The following is a 19654-nucleotide window of genomic DNA, read 5'->3' on the forward strand; positions in this document are numbered from 1 at the left end:
GAGGGGAAGATGTGAAATGAATGTGCAAGCGCTTCCAACAGTAAACGGAGATTACAACTTAAAAAGTTATGATGAAATTGCTAAATCATTTGATTGGACTACTGTAGAAAAGGCTTTTTCTTGGAGTGAGACAGGGAAAATTAATTTGGCGTATGAAGCAATCGATCGTCATGCTGATTCTGAGAAAAAGGACAAGGTAGCCCTCTATTATAGTGACGCAACAAGAGATGAAAAATATACTTATCAACAAATGAAAGAAATGACAAACCGCGCAGGTAATGTACTTAAAGATGCTGGAGTAGTGAAAGGTGACCGTGTATTTATTTTCATGCCACGTTCTCCAGAGTTATACTTCTCTGTATTAGGTGCTATTAAATTAGGTGCTATTGTAGGGCCATTATTCGAAGCATTCATGGAAGGTGCTGTGCGCGACCGTCTAGAAGATAGTGAAGCTAAGGTATTAATTACGACTCCTGACCTATTAGAGCGTGTGCCAGTAGCTGACTTACCGAAACTAGAGAAGGTTCTAGTTATTGGAGAGAATGTGAAAGAAGAAGGACCTTACATTGATTATATGACAAAATTAAATACAGCAAGCCCTGAACTAGATATTACATGGGTTGAACGTGAAGATGGTTTAATTCTTCACTATACATCTGGCTCGACTGGTAAACCAAAAGGGGTATTGCATGTTCATAACGCAATGCTTCAACATTACCAAACGGCACAGTGGGTACTTGATCTTAAAGAAGATGATGTTTATTGGTGCACAGCTGACCCAGGTTGGGTAACTGGTACATCATATGGTATTTTCGGACCATTTTTATCAGGTATTACAAATGTAGTTCGTGGAGGACGTTTTAGCCCGACAGATTGGTATGAAACGTTACAGCGTTATAATGTAACTGTTTGGTATAGTGCGCCGACTGCATTCCGTATGTTAATGAGTGCTGGTGACGAGCTTGTTAAGGATTATGATTTATCATCATTACGCCATATCTTAAGTGTAGGTGAACCGCTTAACCCAGAAGTAGTTCGTTGGGGTAAAAAGGTATTTGATCTACGCATTCATGATACATGGTGGATGACTGAAACGGGCGCTCAGCTTATCTGTAACTATCCTTGTATGGAAATCAAACCAGGTTCAATGGGTAAACCAATTCCAGGAGTAGAAGCTGCTATCATTGATGATCAAGGGAATATTCTTCCTCCGAACAGAATGGGGAACCTTGCAATTAAGAAGGGCTGGCCTTCAATGATGAGAGCTGTATGGAACAACGCTGAAAAATACAATAGCTATTTTGAAATTGATGGTTGGTACGTTTCGGGTGATTCAGCGTACATGGATGAAGAAGGTTACTTCTGGTTCCAAGGACGTATCGATGATGTTATCATGACAGCTGGTGAGCGCGTTGGTCCATTTGAAGTTGAAAGTAAGCTTGTAGAGCATCCAGCAGTAGCTGAGGCTGGTGTAATTGGTAAGCCAGACCCAGTACGTGGTGAAATTATTAAGGCATTCGTAGCATTACGTGATGGTTATGAAGTTTCGGATGAGCTAAAAGAAGATATTCGTACCTTTGTTAAAAAAGGCTTAGCTGCACATGCTGCACCACGTGAGATCGAATTCCGTGATAAGCTACCAAAAACACGTAGTGGTAAAATTATGAGACGTGTATTAAAAGCTTGGGAATTAGACCTACCAACTGGTGACTTATCTACAATGGAAGACTAATAGAGTGAAATAAGAGGGTGTCCCAAGAGGTAAAATACAACCTTTGGGACACCCTTTTCGGTGTTTAGAGTTTAATTAAATACAAAAAAAGGCTGACAGTACCGGTACTGTCAGCCTTTTTGATACTGCTATGATTGATTATTTTCCCTATTACTATTTTCTGGCTTTTGGTCATCTTCTTTACGACCATTATCATTTTCATTCTTTTTTTCTTCTTTTTCTTTCTCATTTTCTTTTTCTTTTTCACCATTATTATTCTCTGGTAATTCTAATAAGTCGTCTTCTTCTGTTTTATCTTCATCATTATCTTCTTCGACAATCCAGCCTTGACCTTTTGCAGTTTGAGATGGGGCTGATTCTTTACCTGCCACATCAACTGCTGTTACATAATAGGCAAATCCGGCATTATTGACGTTGAAACTATAACTACCAGTACGTACACTTCCTACTAAGCTAAAACCTGAACTACCACTTGCAGTTCGATAAATACGATAGCCAACAATATCATTTTCATGATGCTTAGACCATGTAAGCTGTGAGCCTGAGAGTGCTACATTTGAAACTTGGTCTGGTTGTTTACCGTTTTCTTGTGCTAATCTATCTGGAATTACATTGTTCAATGACTCTGGTAAGTAGTCCTTTAGTTGATTTTCTTGAATATACTCTTCTTTGATTGCAACACCTGTATAAGTAAACTCATCAGGAGTTGAATCTAATGCTATATAAGGTTGTTCATTCAGAAGTACATACTTTACTCTAGTAAGACTATCGTCAATTTTTGTAGGTACAAATTGTGCATTGAATAAATCTGATCTAACTAGTCCTGCCTCTTGACATAAGTCAGAAGGAAGAAGTCCAGAGATACCACAAATTGAACGTCTAACTATTCCATTTGGCATTTCAAAATTACTTTGTGACGCAATTAATTCCGGGTTACTATCATAAGCAGAATTAATTAAGTTTGCCCATATTTGTTGAGTACGTTGACTGTAGCTTAATCCAGCAACACCTCGTTGTTGAATAGACTTAGGTGTGTCATATCCAATCCAAACACTCATCGTTACATTCGGATTTAAGCCAACAAACCAAGCGTCATGGAAATCATTTGAAGTTCCTGTTTTACCAGTCCAATCAGATTTGAACTTGATTCTACCAGGAAGGTAAGTCGCTGTACCACTACGTAATACATCTCTCATCATGTCGACCATTAAATATGCAGTTTGTGGAGAAAATACTTCAACTGGATTAATTTCATGTTGAAAAATAACTTCTCCTTCTTTTGTTTCAATTCTGTCTATCATGTAGGACTCAACAAAGTTTCCATCATTAGCGAACGTTGCGTATGCAGCTGTGTTTTGTTCAACTGTTACATCGTTTCTAGTTCTACCTAAAGATGCTGAAGGATATGGTTCTCCTTCCTCAAGGTTAAAGTTATATTTCAGAAGTGTTTCTCTTGCCTTTTCATGAGGAATCTTCAGTTGAGCTCTTACTGCAGGTACATTTCGAGAATACTTAAGCGCATCTCGAGCAGTTATCAAACCTCTATAGCTATTATCAAAGTTCCCAAAAGGTGTTCCATCTGGATATGTTGCAGGAGTATCAGGGATAATTGATGCTGGATGAATTGCCCCGATATCAATTGCAGCAGCATAGGATAAAATCGGTTTCATTGTTGAGCCGTTTGAGCGATAAGCTTGAGTAGCATGGTTTAATTCTTGTTCTTCAAAATTACGACCACCGACAAAGCTTATGATAGCACCTGTACGGTTTTCGATTAGAATGGCACCAACTTCTTCTTTTTCACCTTCACGATCAGGCCCAAAATAGCGGTCATCCTTAACGGTTTCCTGCATTGAATCATAAATTCCTTTATTGACAGTTGTATGAATTCGATACCCATTCCTTCTTAAATCACGTCTTGCTTGTTCACGATATTGTGTAAGTGTTGAAACTCTATCTTCACCTTCAAGTTCATCTACAATTACATTATCTTCTACCATCATTTGTTTTGCTAAAACTTCAGTTGCACGTCTTAACACTTCGTTTGTTAAATATGGATATTCTTCAATTGAACTAGGTGTTCTAGTGGTTAAGTTAGCTCTGATATCATAATCCAAAGCACTCTCGTATTCGGATTCAGTAATATAACCAGAATCTTTCATTCTACGTAAAACAGTTTTCATTCGGTTAATACCTGGGTCCAAGTTTTGTTTCACTTCACCATTACTTGTAAAAGGTGTATATCCAAAAGGGCTTTGTGGTAAACCAGCAATGTAAGCAGCTTGAGGAAGCGATAAATCTTTTGCATCAACTCCGAAAATTCCTTGCGCTGCAGACTGTACACCGGCAATATTTCGACGAGATGCATTACGTCCAAATGGTACAACATTTAAGTAGGCTTCTAATATCTCATCTTTATTAAAGAATGTTTCTAAACGCATTGCTAGAAGCATTTCTCTTGCTTTTCGGTCAAAGGAAACATCACTTGTCAATATTTGGTTTTTAACAAGTTGTTGTGTAAGTGTACTGCCTCCAGTTTGAACTGAGGAGTTAGCTACTTCTTGAAGTGTAGCTCTCATTATTGCTTTAGGAACTATTCCGTTATGCTCATAAAAGTATTCGTCCTCAGTAGCAATAATTGCTTGTACTAAATATTCACTTACATCTTCAAGCTTTACTTCTCTTCTTTCTAACTCATATGGAAGTTCTCCAAGATAGACATCGTTGGCAAAATAGATTTGACTCATTTCCTCATAGTCATAGATGTCTTTCTTCATTTCTTCATAAGGTCGTAATGGTTCATCTTTTACTAAGGATGCAAAAAAGCCTGCGCCAGCTCCACCAACAAAGAAGGTACCCATTAACCCAAGAACAACAAATACGAGTAATAAATTCCAGAATACTTGATATGTAATACCTAAACCTTTGAATATATTTTTTTCTTCTAGTTTGTCAGTCACGTTCTTAAGTTTCGCCCTAAATTCTTCAAGTTTATTTTTCATAAAGAACCTCCTAAAACATAGAAGTATTATAGCATATCATGTCGAAACATCCTATAACTAATCGGAATCTGTTTTAGGTGAATATTGACAATCATATAACGAATATGTTAAAAATATAACAATTGAAAAATATGCGAGGATAGGTACAAGTAATAAGCTTTTCCCTGTTTAAGAGAGCTAGTGGTTGCTGTGAACTAGTACAAAAAAGCTGTGAAATACAACCTGGAGCATTCTTTACGAAGATTGATTTATATTCAATTCGTAGTAAGGGACGGTCTTATACCGTTATCATATTGAGTGGAAGATAATAGTTCTTCAAGAAGGGTGGTACCGCGAGATTTCTCGTCCCTTTTTGGAGGGCTTTTTTTAATTTCCTCAAAGTAAACTAGCTAGATGAAATGAACAGATGGGATAAATATTTAACGGATTACTGGACCTAGTAAAAAATCAAAAAGCTTTATAAAGTTATAAAAAAAGGAGAGATAAACATGGAATTATTAAAAGATTTAGAATACCGTGGATTAATTAACCAAGTAACAGATGCTGATGGTCTTGAAAAGCAATTATCAGAAGGGCAAATGACTTTGTACTGTGGCTTCGATCCAACAGCAGATAGCTTACATATTGGGCATTTACTTACTGTATTAACATTACGTAGGTTCCAGCTTGCTGGTCATAAACCATTGGCTCTTGTCGGCGGTGCTACTGGGCTAATTGGGGACCCTAGTGGGAAAAAGGCAGAACGTACATTGAATGAGCAAGAAATCGTTCAATTATGGAGTGATCGTATCAAGGGACAGCTTTCTCAATTTTTAGATTTTGAAGGTGAAAGTGCAGCAAAGGCTGTTAATAACTTTGATTGGATTGGGAAGCTTGATATTATAACGTTCTTACGAGATGTTGGTAAAAACTTCGGATTAAATTACATGTTGGCAAAAGACTCTGTAGAATCAAGGATTACTTCAGGGATTTCATTTACGGAATTTAGCTATATGATTTTACAATCATATGACTTTCTTCACCTTTACGAAAATGAAAATTGCCGTTTACAAATAGGTGGAAGTGACCAGTGGGGGAATATTACGGCTGGTCTTGAATTAATTCGTAAATCAACAGAAGAAGAAGCAAAAGCATTTGGTTTTACAATTCCATTGGTAACCAAAAGTGATGGAACAAAGTTTGGAAAATCTGAGGGTGGCGCAATTTGGTTAGATGCTGAGAAAACAAGTCCGTATGAATTCTACCAGTTTTTAATCAATACTGATGACCGCGATGTCGTTAAGTTCTTAAAGTACTTTACTTTCTTAACTCCGGCTGAGATTGATGAGTTAGAAAAGGAATTGGAAACAGCACCAGAGAAGCGTACGGCACAAAAACGCTTAGCAGAAGAAGTAACAAAGTTGGTTCACGGTGAAGATTCACTTAAACAAGCGATTAGAATTTCAGGAGCTCTATTTAGTGGAGAGATTTCTTCACTATCGGCAGAAGAAATAAAACAAGGTTTTAAGGATGTTCCATCATATGAATGTAAAGAAGAAGAGATCAGTTTGTTAGATTTATTAATAGCATCAAAAATTGCTCCTTCTAAACGTCAAGGTCGTGAAGATATTCAAAACGGAGCGATTTACATTAATGGCGAACGTTGTATAGAATTAGATCGACAAATGACTTCGGAAGATCGTATCGAGGGTCAATTTACAATTATCAGAAGAGGGAAGAAGAAGTACTTCTTAATTAAATACTAACGATGCACCGTAAAGGTTAGTAAATATTATGTGCGAAGTCGTTGCTTTGTTTTGATGTCAAACGTCATGTGGTTTCTTGACGTTTGACGTGCAGTGAAAGAAGCGGTCTCCTTTAAATTACTACTATATTTGTTTTGAGTTAGTTTATTAAAGAATGGCATTTGCCGTTCTTTTTTTGTTACTTTAGAATATAAATAGTAAGTAAGAATATGATTAAAACGTGGATGTGAAAATAAAAGGTATAAAAAAAGATGCCCATAAAATGGACATCCTTGAATTGAAGATTAACGAGAGTAGAACTCGACGATTAATGCTTCAGTGATTTCAGCTGGAAGCTCAGAACGTTCTGGTAAACGAGAGAATGAACCTTCAAGCTTTTCAGCGTCGAATGTTACATAACCAGGTACGAAGTTGTTTACTTCGATTGCTTCTTTTACAGCAGAAAGATTTTTAGATTTTTCGCGTAAAGCGATTGCTTGACCAGGCTTAACACGGTATGAAGGGATGTCTACGCGACCTCCATCAACAGTTACGTGACCATGGTTTACAAGCTGACGAGCTGCACGACGAGTACGAGCTAGTCCCATACGGTAAACTAAGTTATCTAGGCGAGACTCAAGTAAAATCATGAAGTTTTCACCGTGGATACCAGGCATTTTACCAGCGTCATCAAAGATGCGGCGGAATTGACGCTCATTGATACCGAACATATGGCGAAGCTTTTGCTTCTCCTGTAATTGTAAACCGTATTCTGAGATTTTCTTACGTTGGTTCGGGCCGTGTTGACCTGGAACGTAAGGGCGTTTTTCTAATTCTTTTCCTGTTCCGCTTAATGAAATACCTAAGCGACGAGATAATTTCCAAGATGGACCTGTATAACGAGCCATGAATGACTCCTCCTTTGTTATTTTGATGTTGCAAAATAACAACCGTATGGCAATCTCTTTGACATGCTCATTTTGCTTTCATGCATCTTCGCTTCGACAGCTAGAAGTTACACGATGCACCTCATTTTTTGTAGCAGCCGATTAATGAGGAACAAAATGATAAGGGTACACATCAAGTTTACCTTGGCTGTCTCATTTCACACAAAAATCATTATATGATCGTAAGGTGTAGATGTCAAGTATTCCTGTATTGTCTAAGAAGAGAATTGTTCATAAGTATTTCTCTTTATTGGTCGCAAGGATGTAGTAAATTATGTTCTTTTCCAGTATAATGTATATATATGAAAAAATTGAACAGGTAAGTTATTTAGTAAGGATACAAAGCGACTTAAGAAGGCTAATTAGTAACAACGTATGGTGGTGCAAAGATGAAAAATATAAAGAATAATAAACGAAATACCATTGATTTTTCAAAACTTCTCCATGTCGCTATAGAAGATAGTCAAATCATCGATGAACATTTCCAATCTTCGATTCTATTTTTAGCTAATGAAGAAGGAAATATTGTTACAATTAGGGAGTTTGGTGGATTTAATTCTAAAATGATTGAAGCAGTTTCATTAATCCAGCAAAATCTTTTTGAGAATGAGTTTCCTTTTGAATGGAATGGTTGCATAATTGATTTTATTAATATTCGATTAACATATAACAATAGCCAATGGAATGGTTTATTAGGGATTATTGTTGAAGAGGAGTATGTAAACGATGAAGTTCTTCGCCCTTTTTTACGGGGACTTCAGTATGCAGTAACTATTACAGCAAAACAATTATTTACGAATCAGGCGTCAAGTATGCTTGATAGTTTTGAGAATATAAACGAAGTGATTACAACAATTTTGAAAGATACGGACTATACATTAGATTTTAGAAAGCTAGCAAAAGCATTTATCACCTATGTTGAGCCATTATTTGAAAGTAGTGAAGTAGCGATTTTACTATATGGTAAGCAAGGTCAGGAGTTTGTGCCAATTGAAGCCTCGGATGACGGGCTTTATAGTCAGTTCCATGAGTATGTCATTTCTGCAGATGAGAAATTAGTAATTAATACGATTACTTCTAATGAGATGCTTACTGATGATAAGCAGTTATTTCTAGCGCAGAAGCAGGTTCCAAACTTTACTGCTATTCCATTATGTTTAGAAGGCGAGAAGCCATTTGGGCTTGTGATGTTCTTCTATGATAAAGGAGATTTTAAGAAGAAGGAATTAGAGAAGCTTTCTTTCTTAATTAAAGAATTAAGTCGGTTGTTTTTCAAGGCGTACAATAATAACCGTAAAGTAATAGAAAGAAAAAGAAGAGAATTACTTTTACAAGTTACTAAGAAGTTTCACTCGTCTATGGATGTTGGAGAAGTACTAGGAGAGATTATTTATGCATTAAGCGAAATGTATCCTACCTTTAATGTGCATTTACTTCTAAGTCACGAGTGGGAAGTGAGTGAGCACTTGCCAGTTAAGCAGATGCAATACGGGGCTGGTGCTGAAAATAGTGTAGCTGAAAATGTATATTTAACTGGAAAGATTCAAATTCAAGATGTTGTGAAAGATAAAAGTTCAATTTTATTTGCGCCGTTAAGAGGGAAACAAGGTGTATATGGTGTCATGCAAATAAAGTCACCGACATCTATGATGTTCCCTAAACATGAGATTGAATTTATTGAGATGCTAGCTGATATCGGAGGGAATGCATTAGAAAATGCAGAGCTTTATCAACAGTCTAGAGAATTAATTAATGATTTACAGTTAATTAATAGTACATCTCATCAATTAAATTCAAATTTACGGTTATCAGAAACAATTAAGTTTATGACTAACCAGATTAAGGAGTCTTTTAAAGCTGAGCAAGTAGGCTTTATTATGTTCCATTCAAATGGAGATTTAATTGTCCTTGAGGGAAGTACAGAGTTTTTTGATATGGAAGAATCACGTAAAGCGATTACACCTTTAAGTGATAAGATTAAGCGTGAAAAGGACCCATTATTTATTGGAGACGCAGAAGCGGATGATGATTATTCCCTTGAGCCGTTTCGCTCATTTTTAGCTGTTCCTATGGTTCAGTCAGGTGAACTAAAGGGTATGGTATTAGTAATGCACCAAGAACCTTATCATTTTACCTTTGAAAATTTTAAATTATTGCAGTCTTTAATTCATCATTCAACTCTTGCCTTTACAAATTCAATGTTACATGAAGAGTTAGAAAAGCTCGTCATTACTGATCATTTAACTCGCTTATATTCAAGAAATTATTTGGACCAATGCATACAAGAATCGATGAAGACAGACGCTTTTGGTTGTTTCCTATTACTAGATATTGATAACTTTAAGCAAATTAATGATACGTATGGACATCAAGTTGGTGATGACATTATTATTCAGGTCGCAAATATTATGAAAAGAAGTATACGAGATCATGATATCGCAGCGCGCTGGGGTGGGGAAGAGTTAGCGGTATATCTTCCTAAGGTTGAACCAGAAGTTGGTTATAGAGTAGCAGAAAGAATTGTCAAAAGTGTAGCTCAAGAAACAAGTCCTCGTGTAACAGTTTCTTGTGGAGTGTCCTATTGGAATCAAAAGGATAACATGAAAACGTTAAAGCTTCTTTTTAATATTGCAGATGAAGGGCTATATGTGGCGAAAGAGTCTGGTAAGAATCAAGTCATAATGCAGAGCAGTTTAACTAACTAGCTATAGATCGGGACCGAGTTTAGCGACTCGGTCCTTTACAATTTTTAGAGGATTATTTATAAGGAGTTTGTTAGTTGAATTACAAACTCCTCTAGATATTTTTGGTCAAGCTCTGTAAAACGGTCTTTAATGGGACTATCTATATCTAATACTCCGATTAATTCGTCGTTCTTAATAATCGGAATTACAATTTCTGATAGAGAGGCAGCATCACATGCAATATGCCCTGGGAATTGATGAACATCAGCAACTCTTTGTGTTTTCCGTTCGGCTGCTGCTGTTCCGCATACACCTTTTCCCATTTTGATTCGTACGCATGCTGGTAATCCGATAAACGGACCTAAAACTAGTTCGTCTTCTTTATGTAGATAGAAGCCTACCCAATTGATTTCATTCAGAAATTGATTTAGAAGGGCAGTAGCATTAGCTAAGTTTGCAATTTGATCTGACTCATCTTCTGTTAAAGCTTTGATTTGATTTATTAACATTTTGTAATTTTCTTCAGCTGTTCCGTTGTATAACTCGACGTTAAACATATCAATTCTCCCTTCTTCGCGATAAAAATAGTATAACATATCACACACTATCGCTTCTTGTAGAAACATTTCCTTTGAATGTCGAGAGGTTCTAACAGGAGGAAAGATTGAAAAGAAGAACCTAATAGATACCAGACCAAAAAGGGGTGTCTACAATGGGGAAGAACGGTGCAGTAGATAATACGAAAAGTAAGGTTATGGATGCGGCTATTTCATTATTTAATGTTCAAGGCTATAATGGTACGTCAATTCGAAGTATAGCTGATCGGGCTAATGTGAATGGAGCATTAATATCTTATTATTTTGGTAGTAAGAAAGGATTACTAGAACAACTCATGACGTCATTTTTAGAGGGGTATGTAAAAGTGATAGAAGAAGAGGTCATGAAGCTCCCTTCTCAATCAGCTCGTGAATGTTTAATTTCTGCTTTTAACAAAACTCTTCTATATCAACAGGAACATCATCATCTTGCCAGGTTTGTTCATCGGGAAATTACGTTAGATACGGTTTTAGTTAGAGAGTTAATGAGTACGTATTTAATGAAAGAAAAGCACATGTTTTATCAGATTATTAAAAAGGGAATTGAACGTGGAGAATTTAAGCGCCAACCGATTGATTTTATGATTATCCAATTAAGAGGAATGTTGACTATGCCATATACACACCCTCAATATATTCGTGAGGTTTATCATCTTATTCCGCATGAACCGTACTTTTTAAAGCATTATCTTAACTATTTGACTATGTGGGTTGATAACGACCTTTGTCAGGGAGGTTATCAACAAGTCCATGTTTCCGTATAAAAAATGTTCATAGTGGAGGCCGTCTCGTTAAGTAGAGTCAGTCTCCACTTTTATTTTACTTTTTGAAGGTAACGTCTTGTTTAATTTTTTCTACTCCTTGTAGAATACCTTTTGCGTTATGGGCATCTGACCCATAGACGAGAGGGATTCCTTTATTAATTGCTTTATTAACTATTGATTCGGATGGATAAGGTTCTCCGCACAATGGCTTCATCACACCCGCGCTATTATAATCTAACTCCATTTTATTATTTGATATTGTTTCAAGGATATCGACAATTTCTTTATTGAAATTGTATGATGAAGGAAATTTCTTCTGAAACTTATGAACTAACGTCATATGACCCACTCTTTTTGGTTTGTAAGGACCTAAATCTGCTAGTAAAGATTGCATAAGAGTTTCGTAATATTTTCGATAGACACTTTCAACCGAACCCCATTCATCGATCATCTCTGCAAATGTATCAGGACTGTAGTCTAGACAATAATAAGAGTTTTTCCTCTTTAGAAAATGGACTGATAATATACTATCGTCTAGCAAGTGACCTACGTCATTTAATAGTTCGGTCGTCTCCTTCTCATATTCTTCTATAAAATCAACTTCTAATCCAACTAAAATGTTAAGTTTGCCTTTATAAGTTCCTTTTAAATTGTGAGCCTCTTCTAGATAGGGGTATAAATTTTTCAAACTCATAGCACTATCTTGCAATGGTGTTGGATCGATAAATCCTTTCGGTAAAGGAGCATGCTCAGCAAATGTAATCGAATGGAGCCCTTTTTTTATTGCTTGTTCAGCGTATAGGTTCATCTCGTCTTTTGTTCCGTGTGGGCAGTAAGGTGTATGTATATGACCATCATGTGTAATCAAATTAATCACATCCTCTTGGAAATATATAATGGTTAATGCAATAAAAATTGTTATATCCAAAGCTTATAGAGCATGTTCAAAAAGTAGTGGCAATGGCTTCGCACGCTGTGCGCCTTGATAGGAGGATACCACTCCTAGTAAGGCTTTTAAAAGAATACAGCGGCTACGCTAATTGCTTCGAGGTTGTTCAAAAGGTAAAACCCAACCTTTTTGCACAACCTCTTATAGTAAAAAAATAATTCTTACTGTAGTTATGTCAAAAAATGATTCAAAAATCTTTTTTCCATGGTATCATAATATATAGCAAAAAATGTAGAAAACTAAAGGAATTATCGAAATTTTAGAGAATTTAGTATACTTATGACAAAATATTGAAGGAATGCATGAAGAGAAGGGAGACCTCTGATGTATTTGTTATTTGCAGCTATCGCTCTCGTTATTATTCTATTTATTTTCGGATCAATTCAGCGAAAAAGAATATATACGGAAGTTGACCGTTTAGAAGAATGGAAGATGGACATCTTGAATCGACCAATTACAGATGAAATTGGACGGGTTAAAGGCTTGAAGATGTCTGGGGAAACTGAAGAAAAGTTCGAAGATTGGCGAGTAGAATGGGATGAAATTGTTGGAGTTAAGTTACCTGATATTGAAGAAGGCTTATTTGATATAGAGGAGTATGCAAACAAGTACCGATTCAAAAAGGCGAAACTACTTACGACAGAAGTCAATCAAGAACTAGAGGAAATAGAGGAACGTCTTAAAACTATGTTAGATGATGTTAGTCATCTAATAGAAAGTGAAGAGCAGAATCGAACGGAAATAGGGGATGTTCGAAAGCTTTACAGTGAAACGAAGAAATACTTTAATACTCATCGTGCTTCCTTAGGAAAGACAGCAACAGCTTTCGATGAGCGACTTGATACTATTTATAGTGGGTTTTCTACCTTTGAAGAAGCAACAAAACAAGGAAACTATATTAAAGCCAGGGAACTTCTTTTATCAATGAAGGAGGAACTTGAAACTGAGCATAGCTTAATGACAGAAATTCCAAAAATGCTTGTTCAATTACAAACAAATATAACGGCAGATTTGAAGGATATTCAAATTGGAATGAAGGATATGGAAGAAGCAGGCTATGTTATTTTAGATTTTAACCTTGAAAAGGAAATAACACGTATTAAAAATGAATGTGCTCAATTAGTGAAAGATATTGAAGAGATTCAATTAGATGGGATAAAAGAGAAAACAACTGAAATTGAAAACGAAATCGAAGGCTTATATGACCTACTTGAAGAAGAAGTAAAATCAAAACAGGTTGTTGAAGAAAGCATTGAGCCTCTACATGAAAAATTAGAAAATACGAGAGAAAGACTTCTTGATTTGCAGGAGGAAACTGAAACTGTCCAGCAAAGTTACCGCATTTCAGAAGAGGAATTAAGACTTCATGAGCAAATTGAAAAACAACTTAGTGATTTAAAGTTAAAGCTTGGTGTTATTGTAGATGTGTCTGAAAATAATAAACAATCGTTCACATCGATTCGTATTTTAATAGACGATTTTAAGAAAGAATTCGAAAAGGTTCACTTAGAGATTGAAAGCTGTCAAACGACGTTAGATACACTTCGCCAGGACGAGTTAAAAGCAAAAGAAACATTAAAAGGTCTAAAAGGAATGATTCTTGAAGGAAAACGAATGATTCAAAAGAGTAATATTCCTGGATTACCTCAGTCTGTTCTTGATGAAATTGTCCAAGGGGAACAGAAGTTAGTTGAAGCTGCTGAAAAAATCGAAGAGATTCCTCTCGAAATGGTAGTAGTGAACGAGAAAGTTGAAGAAGCGAAAGAACATGTGAATACAAGTAATCAGTTAATTTTTGATACGATTGAAAAGGCTGATTTAGCTGAAAGATTAATTCAATATGGTAATCGTTATCGTAGCCGTTCTGAACGAGTGATGGAACAATTAGGTGAGGCAGAACAATGCTTCCGCAATTTTTACTACGAAGATGCTATTGAAATAGCTATAAGTACGATTGAAAAATATGAGCCAAATGTCATTGAAAAACTAAATGCAGTCCCGGTTGAAGAGAAGGTTTAGGCCTTCTCTTTACTAATTTTTACCTAACTACTTTACTTAGATTCTATGGTAAAATGTAGCTATAGAGAGCGATTTTGTTAGGAGTGGTCAGAATGAGTAAAATGAAAATAGTATTACTTGCTGTATTTTCTATGTCTTGCATTGCTGTATGGTCAATCATAATTTGGAATTTAGTATCAGTAAATGAACCTGCGACCACTCACCCAACAAAGGAATTGCATGAAATCATTGAATTTGAAAAGCCACTGATTACAGATCAAAGTGAACTAGTATATAGAGAAGAATCATTGCAAGAACGGTTTAGACAACAAGGAATAGATTGGCATGATGGTTTAGAGCTAGCTCCAAATCGAATTATTTCGGTGGAAGAATTATTGGAGATTATTGAGGAACCATCCTAAACTAATAGCAAAGAGTACGTATGAATTATATCTACTTCAATTAAAGGCACACATCGGTTAAAATAAACGGAGTGTGTTTTTTGTCTTATTTATTTTGAAAGATTTTTTTCTAATACGTATGATAAATATGTTAAGATATACTGATGCAACTTACTAAAAGGAGTCGTAAAGCAATGATTTATTTTGATAATAGTGCTACGACAAAGCCATATCGGGAAGTTCTTGATACATTCATGACAGTATCAGAAACTTTTTTTGGCAATCCATCATCGATGCACAGGCTAGGGATTGAGTCTGAGAGAATTTTGACAAAATCAAGGGAACTTATTGCAAGCCTTCTTGGAGTGGAGTCAAAAGAAGTCATTTTTACGTCTGGTGGTACAGAAGGTAATAATATTGTTATTAAGGGGATAACGAGTGCCCATAAAAATCGTGGAAACCATATCATTACGTCTACAATAGAGCACCCGTCGGTTTTAGAAAGCTACAAACAATTAGAAACGATTGGATATCGTGTAACGTATCTATCCGTAGATGCAGAAGGGCTTATTTCACTAAAAGAGTTAGAGGAAGCGATATGTGAAGATACGGTATTAGTTTCCTGCATTCATGTAAATAATGAAACAGGTGTGATTCAACCAATTGACGAAATAGGTCAATTATTACACAAGTATCCTAAGCTTTATTTTCATGTTGACCATGTTCAAGGTGTAACAAAGGTACCTTTGAATTTAAAGAAAGCTAAAATCGATTTTGCTACAATTTCTGGGCATAAGTTTCATGGCATGAAAGGTACAGGGGTTTTGTATGTCCGTCATAGTTTGAAGCTATTACCCTTATTTCACGGCGGAGTTCAAGAGTTAAATATTAGAGCAGGTACGGAAAATGTTGCAGGAATAGCTGCATTAGCAAAAGCGCTACGACTGAGCTTTGAAAACGGAATTGAAAAAATTGATAAACTCCAACAGTTAAAAGCTGTAATGTACAATGGGTTAGAAACGATTGATGGAGTGAAAATAAATAGTGATTTTAATACCTCAGCTCCTCACATCATAAACTTTTCGATTGAGGGTGTGAAACCAGAGGTTATAATCCAAGCGTTAGCAGAGAAAGACATTTTTGTTTCAACAAAGTCTGCTTGCTCATCTAAATTAGCAGAACCAAGCAGAGTATTAATGGAAATGGGATTAGGGGAAAAGAGAGCCCTTAGTGGTATTCGTGTCAGTTTTTCTTTTGAAAATGAAGAAAAGGAAATTAAAGAGTTTATTAATGAGTTAGAAAAAATTGTACCAGAATTTCTAAAAGTAATGAGGTAGAAAAGATGAAATATGATCATATATTAGTTCGTTATGGTGAGTTATCACTAAAAGGTAAAAATCGTACAAAGTTTGAACGAGCTCTTGTTGGTAACATAAAAAAAGCGTTAAAAGAGTTTACTGATTTAAAATTCATTCGTACATTTAGTCGCTTGGCAATTGAGTTAAATGATACCCCGGAAGAGCCTGTGATAAAGAAGCTTCAGAAGGTATTTGGTATCCATTCTTTTAGTCTTGCTTTAAGAGTAGAAACAGAATTAGAAGCGATGCAAGCTGGTGCACTAGCTACGATCAATGAAGCAGATGGACCCATTCGTACGTTTAAAATAACGACAAAACGAGCATTTAAGCGATTTCCTATAGATTCTCAAAAACTTAATCATTTAATTGGTGGTTACATTCTAAAAAATACTGATGGAATTACTGTAGATGTTCATAATCCTGATATTGAGTTAAAGGTAGAAGTACGTGAATCAGCGACGTATATAAGCGGTGCTGTTATTAAAGGAGCTGGTGGATTACCAGTAGGTACAAGTGGTAAAGTAATGCTACTTCTATCTGGTGGAATTGATAGTCCAGTTGCCGGGTATTTAACAATGAAGCGTGGAGTGGAAATTGAGGCAATTCACTTCCATAGTCCACCTTATACGAATGAACGTGCAAAGCAGAAGGTTAAGGACTTAGCGAAAGTACTAACGGAGTATGGAGGGGACATTAAATTACACTTAGTTCCATTTACTGAAGCTCAAAAAATGGTACATGATAATATGCCCACCAACTATGAAATGACGATTATGAGAAGAATGATGCTTCGAATTAGTGACCGCATAGCTAAAGAAAATGGAGCGCTCGCTATTGCCACTGGTGAAAGCTTAGGACAGGTAGCAAGTCAAACATTGCACAGCATGAATGCGATTAATGAGGTTACAAATTTACCTGTTATAAGACCACTAGTTGCAATGGACAAGCTCGAGGTAATCGATATTGCAAATAAAATTGGGACGTATGATATTTCAATTTTACCTTTTGAAGATTGTTGTACTATTTTCCTTCCAGCAGAGTCAAAAACAAAACCGACAAGAGATCATTCGAATAAGTTCGAACAATATATAGATATTGAAGGTTCTGTTGAAGAAGCTGTAAAAGGAACGGAAGTAGTAACAATTACAGCTACATCATCAACAACAGATTTGGAAAAGCAACTTGATGACTTACTATAAAAAGATTAATGACTGTGACTTGGCTATTAAGCAAGTTATGGTCTTTTTTTTGTTTGGGTTGAAAGATATTGAAGACTTCAAAGAAGAGCAAAAGGTAAAGTACAACCTTTTTACTCTAACTTATGAAACAATTACCATTCTTTATTTTGTATTAAACAATCGATTGTAACAAAGTCTATAGGTAACAAAGGAGGTGAAACAACATGGCAAACAACAACAGTTCAAACCAATTAGTTGTACCAGGTGTACAACAAGCGTTAGACCAAATGAAGTATGAAATCGCTCAAGAGTTTGGCGTACAGCTAGGTCCAGATTCGACTTCTCGTGCAAACGGTTCAGTCGGTGGTGAAATCACTAAACGTTTAGTACAAATGGCTGAACAACAAATGAGTGGTTACCAACAACAATAATCAATCATATAATGGCTATCGAGAGAACGGTTTATACCGTTCTCTTTATTTTTTTTGAAAAAATAATATTCAAAAAAGTATATCTTTTCTGTATAATAGAAATTGAGGCGAAACTTAACTACTATACATAAGGGGGAAGAACATGAAACGAGAAGACTTAATTGCACCTGAATATTACAATTTGTCACAAGAAGTGGAAAAGTATGCGACAACAAATCGCTTGGCGATTATGTGGACTAGCGAAGACGGTGAGCAAAGAGATGTTCCATATTCCGAACTTGTAAGTCAAACAAATAAAATAGCAAATGCATTACTATCAAAAGGTTTAAAACAAGGTGACAGAGTTCTTTTAATTCTACCTCGCTTACCAGAAGCTTACTTTACTTATTTAGCTTGTTTAAAAGCTGGACTAGTTATTATCCCTTGTTCAGAAATGTTACGTTCAAAAGATCTAGCTTATCGCATCAATCATTCTGAAGCTAAAGCTGTTATTTCATATCATTTATATATTTCAGAAGTTAATGGAATTTCGGGAGAGATGCCGAGCCTAACTGACAAATTAATTGTTGGAGGAAAGGCAGAAGGTTGGTCGCCTTTAGATGAGTTGTCGAAAAATGAAAGCGATTACTATGAAGGAGCTAAGACTAAACGTGGTGAGATGGCATTTTTACCATATACATCAGGAACAACAGGAAATCCAAAGGCTGTCGTTCATACACATGGTTGGGCTTTTGCCCACTTACAAACAGCATCAAAAAAATGGTTAGATGTAAAAGAAGGAGACAAAGTATGGGCTACAGCTGCACCAGGTTGGCAAAAATGGATTTGGAGTCCGTTCTTATCAACTATCGGTGTAGGTGCGACCGCATTTGTTCATCATGGCAAATTTGACCCTAATAAGTACTTACAGTTACTACAAGATCATGAAATCAATGTACTTTGTTGTACGCCAACTGAGTATCGTTTAATGGCAAAGGTCGAGAATATTGCTGATTACTCATTGCCACAATTACGTAGTACAGTTTCTGCTGGTGAACCACTTAATCGTCAAGTTATTGATACATTCAAAGAGCATTTCAATGTGGTTGTTCGTGATGGATATGGTCAAACAGAGAACACTTTATTAGTTGGTACTCTCTCAGGTATGGAAGTTAAACCAGGTTCAATGGGGAAACCAACACCAGGAAATGAAGTAGAAGTAATTGATGAAGATGGAAATCCAGTTGAAGTAGGTTCAGTAGGAGATATCGCAGTTCATAAGAGTGCACCAGCTTTATTTAGAGAGTACTATAAGGATCCAGAGCGTACAGCAATGGCATTCCGTGGTGATTGGTACATTACTGGTGACCAAGCGAAGAAGGATGAGGACGGTTACTTCTGGTTTGAAGGAAGAAGTGATGACATTATCATTAGCTCAGGCTATACAATTGGACCGTTTGAAGTTGAGGACGCGTTAACTAAGCACCCGGCTGTAAAGGAATGTGCCGTTGTAGGGAGTCCTGATGAAGTTCGAGGAACAGTTGTTAAAGCATTTATTGTTCTTCGTAACGAAGAAGATAAAAACAATGAAAGTCTAATCTCTGATTTACAAGAGCATGTAAAAAATCTAACTGCACCATACAAATATCCACGTCGTGTTGAGTTTGTAACAGACTTACCGAAAACAACGTCAGGGAAGATTCGTCGAGTGGAACTTCGCCAACAAGAGAAAGAGCTACAGGCATAAGTTGCTCTTTCCAATTTTATAACGACTGAGCGCTCGTTATAAAAATAGGACTATTCCATTTAAGACAGTAATAGAATGTATTAATAAAGGACTTTTTATACGTAGGTAGGATGTTGATAGAGGTTGATCCAAGAGAGAGTAAGAGCTTGGATTAACCTCTTTTT

General features: G+C 36.2%; 15 protein-coding genes and 1 other annotated feature. Of the genes, 11 read left to right on the forward strand and 4 right to left on the reverse strand.

Annotated features, from left to right (window positions below):
- The first annotated feature begins 16 nt into the window (after window positions 1–16).
- Complete coding sequence (acsA, locus tag CD003_RS18180) at window positions 17–1732, forward strand: acetate--CoA ligase (RefSeq protein ID WP_096202659.1); 1716 nt, start codon at window positions 17–19, stop codon at window positions 1730–1732.
- 128 nt (window positions 1733–1860) lie between these two features.
- Here the strand turns inward: acsA and CD003_RS18185 are convergent, their stop codons facing one another.
- Window positions 1861–4734: a transglycosylase domain-containing protein gene (locus CD003_RS18185; RefSeq protein ID WP_096202660.1), complete on the reverse strand. Its 2874-nt coding sequence runs from the start codon at window positions 4732–4734 to the stop codon at window positions 1861–1863.
- A 127-nt stretch (window positions 4735–4861) separates the two neighbouring features.
- Window positions 4862–5087 (forward strand) — a binding site (T-box leader).
- Between the two features lie 135 nt (window positions 5088–5222).
- Here CD003_RS18185 and tyrS point away from each other — a divergent pair.
- Window positions 5223–6479 (forward strand): tyrosine--tRNA ligase, encoded by a 1257-nt coding sequence (tyrS, locus tag CD003_RS18190; protein ID WP_096202661.1) that lies wholly within the window; start codon window positions 5223–5225, stop codon window positions 6477–6479.
- Between the two features lie 284 nt (window positions 6480–6763).
- On the opposite strand, the gene rpsD is transcribed toward tyrS, so the two are convergent.
- Entirely contained in the window at window positions 6764–7366 is a 603-nt protein-coding gene (gene rpsD, locus CD003_RS18195) for a 30S ribosomal protein S4 (RefSeq protein WP_096202662.1), read from the reverse strand.
- A 428-nt stretch (window positions 7367–7794) separates the two neighbouring features.
- Between rpsD and CD003_RS18200 the strand changes: the two genes are divergently transcribed.
- Window positions 7795–10110, forward strand: a complete 2316-nt coding sequence (locus CD003_RS18200; protein WP_257008383.1) for a diguanylate cyclase — start codon at window positions 7795–7797, stop codon at window positions 10108–10110.
- A gap of 56 nt (window positions 10111–10166) precedes the next feature.
- On the opposite strand, the gene CD003_RS18205 is transcribed toward CD003_RS18200, so the two are convergent.
- Window positions 10167–10646: a GAF domain-containing protein gene (locus CD003_RS18205; RefSeq protein ID WP_096202663.1), complete on the reverse strand. Its 480-nt coding sequence runs from the start codon at window positions 10644–10646 to the stop codon at window positions 10167–10169.
- Between the two features lie 155 nt (window positions 10647–10801).
- Between CD003_RS18205 and refZ the strand changes: the two genes are divergently transcribed.
- Complete coding sequence (gene refZ / locus CD003_RS18210; protein WP_096202664.1) at window positions 10802–11449, forward strand: forespore capture DNA-binding protein RefZ; 648 nt, start codon at window positions 10802–10804, stop codon at window positions 11447–11449.
- A 55-nt stretch (window positions 11450–11504) separates the two neighbouring features.
- On the opposite strand, the gene hisJ is transcribed toward refZ, so the two are convergent.
- The gene (gene hisJ, locus CD003_RS18215; protein ID WP_096202665.1) at window positions 11505–12317 is read right to left on the reverse strand and encodes a histidinol-phosphatase HisJ; all 813 of its coding nucleotides are present in this window, start codon (window positions 12315–12317) and stop codon (window positions 11505–11507) included.
- A gap of 405 nt (window positions 12318–12722) precedes the next feature.
- On the opposite strand from hisJ, the gene ezrA reads away from it, so the two are divergent.
- The 7 genes from ezrA (at window position 12723) to mbcS (ending at window position 19490) form a co-directional block, all read left to right on the forward strand.
- Entirely contained in the window at window positions 12723–14417 is a 1695-nt protein-coding gene (gene ezrA, locus CD003_RS18220) for a septation ring formation regulator EzrA (protein ID WP_096202666.1), read from the forward strand.
- 92 nt (window positions 14418–14509) lie between these two features.
- A complete protein-coding gene (locus CD003_RS18225; RefSeq protein WP_096202667.1) occupies window positions 14510–14818 on the forward strand; it encodes a hypothetical protein in 309 nt (102 codons plus the stop codon).
- Window positions 14819–14991: 173 nt separating this feature from the next.
- Entirely contained in the window at window positions 14992–16134 is a 1143-nt protein-coding gene (locus tag CD003_RS18230; RefSeq protein ID WP_096202668.1) for a cysteine desulfurase family protein, read from the forward strand.
- Window positions 16135–16139: 5 nt separating this feature from the next.
- On the forward strand, window positions 16140–17354 hold the full coding sequence (gene thiI / locus CD003_RS18235; RefSeq protein ID WP_096202669.1) for a tRNA uracil 4-sulfurtransferase ThiI: 1215 nt from the start codon (window positions 16140–16142) through the stop codon (window positions 17352–17354).
- The gene (locus CD003_RS18240; protein ID WP_096202670.1) at window positions 17341–17523 is read left to right on the forward strand and encodes a hypothetical protein; all 183 of its coding nucleotides are present in this window, start codon (window positions 17341–17343) and stop codon (window positions 17521–17523) included. The genes thiI and CD003_RS18240 overlap by 14 nt, the downstream gene beginning before the upstream one ends.
- A 34-nt stretch (window positions 17524–17557) precedes the next feature.
- Entirely contained in the window at window positions 17558–17764 is a 207-nt protein-coding gene (locus CD003_RS18245) for an alpha/beta-type small acid-soluble spore protein (protein WP_096202671.1), read from the forward strand.
- Window positions 17765–17906: 142 nt separating this feature from the next.
- Complete coding sequence (gene mbcS, locus CD003_RS18250) at window positions 17907–19490, forward strand: acyl-CoA synthetase MbcS (RefSeq protein WP_096202672.1); 1584 nt, start codon at window positions 17907–17909, stop codon at window positions 19488–19490.
- Window positions 19491–19654: the final 164 nt, after the last annotated feature.

The organism is Bacillus sp. FJAT-45350, from assembly GCF_002335805.1.
GTDB lineage: Bacteria > Bacillota > Bacilli > Bacillales > NISU01 > FJAT-45350.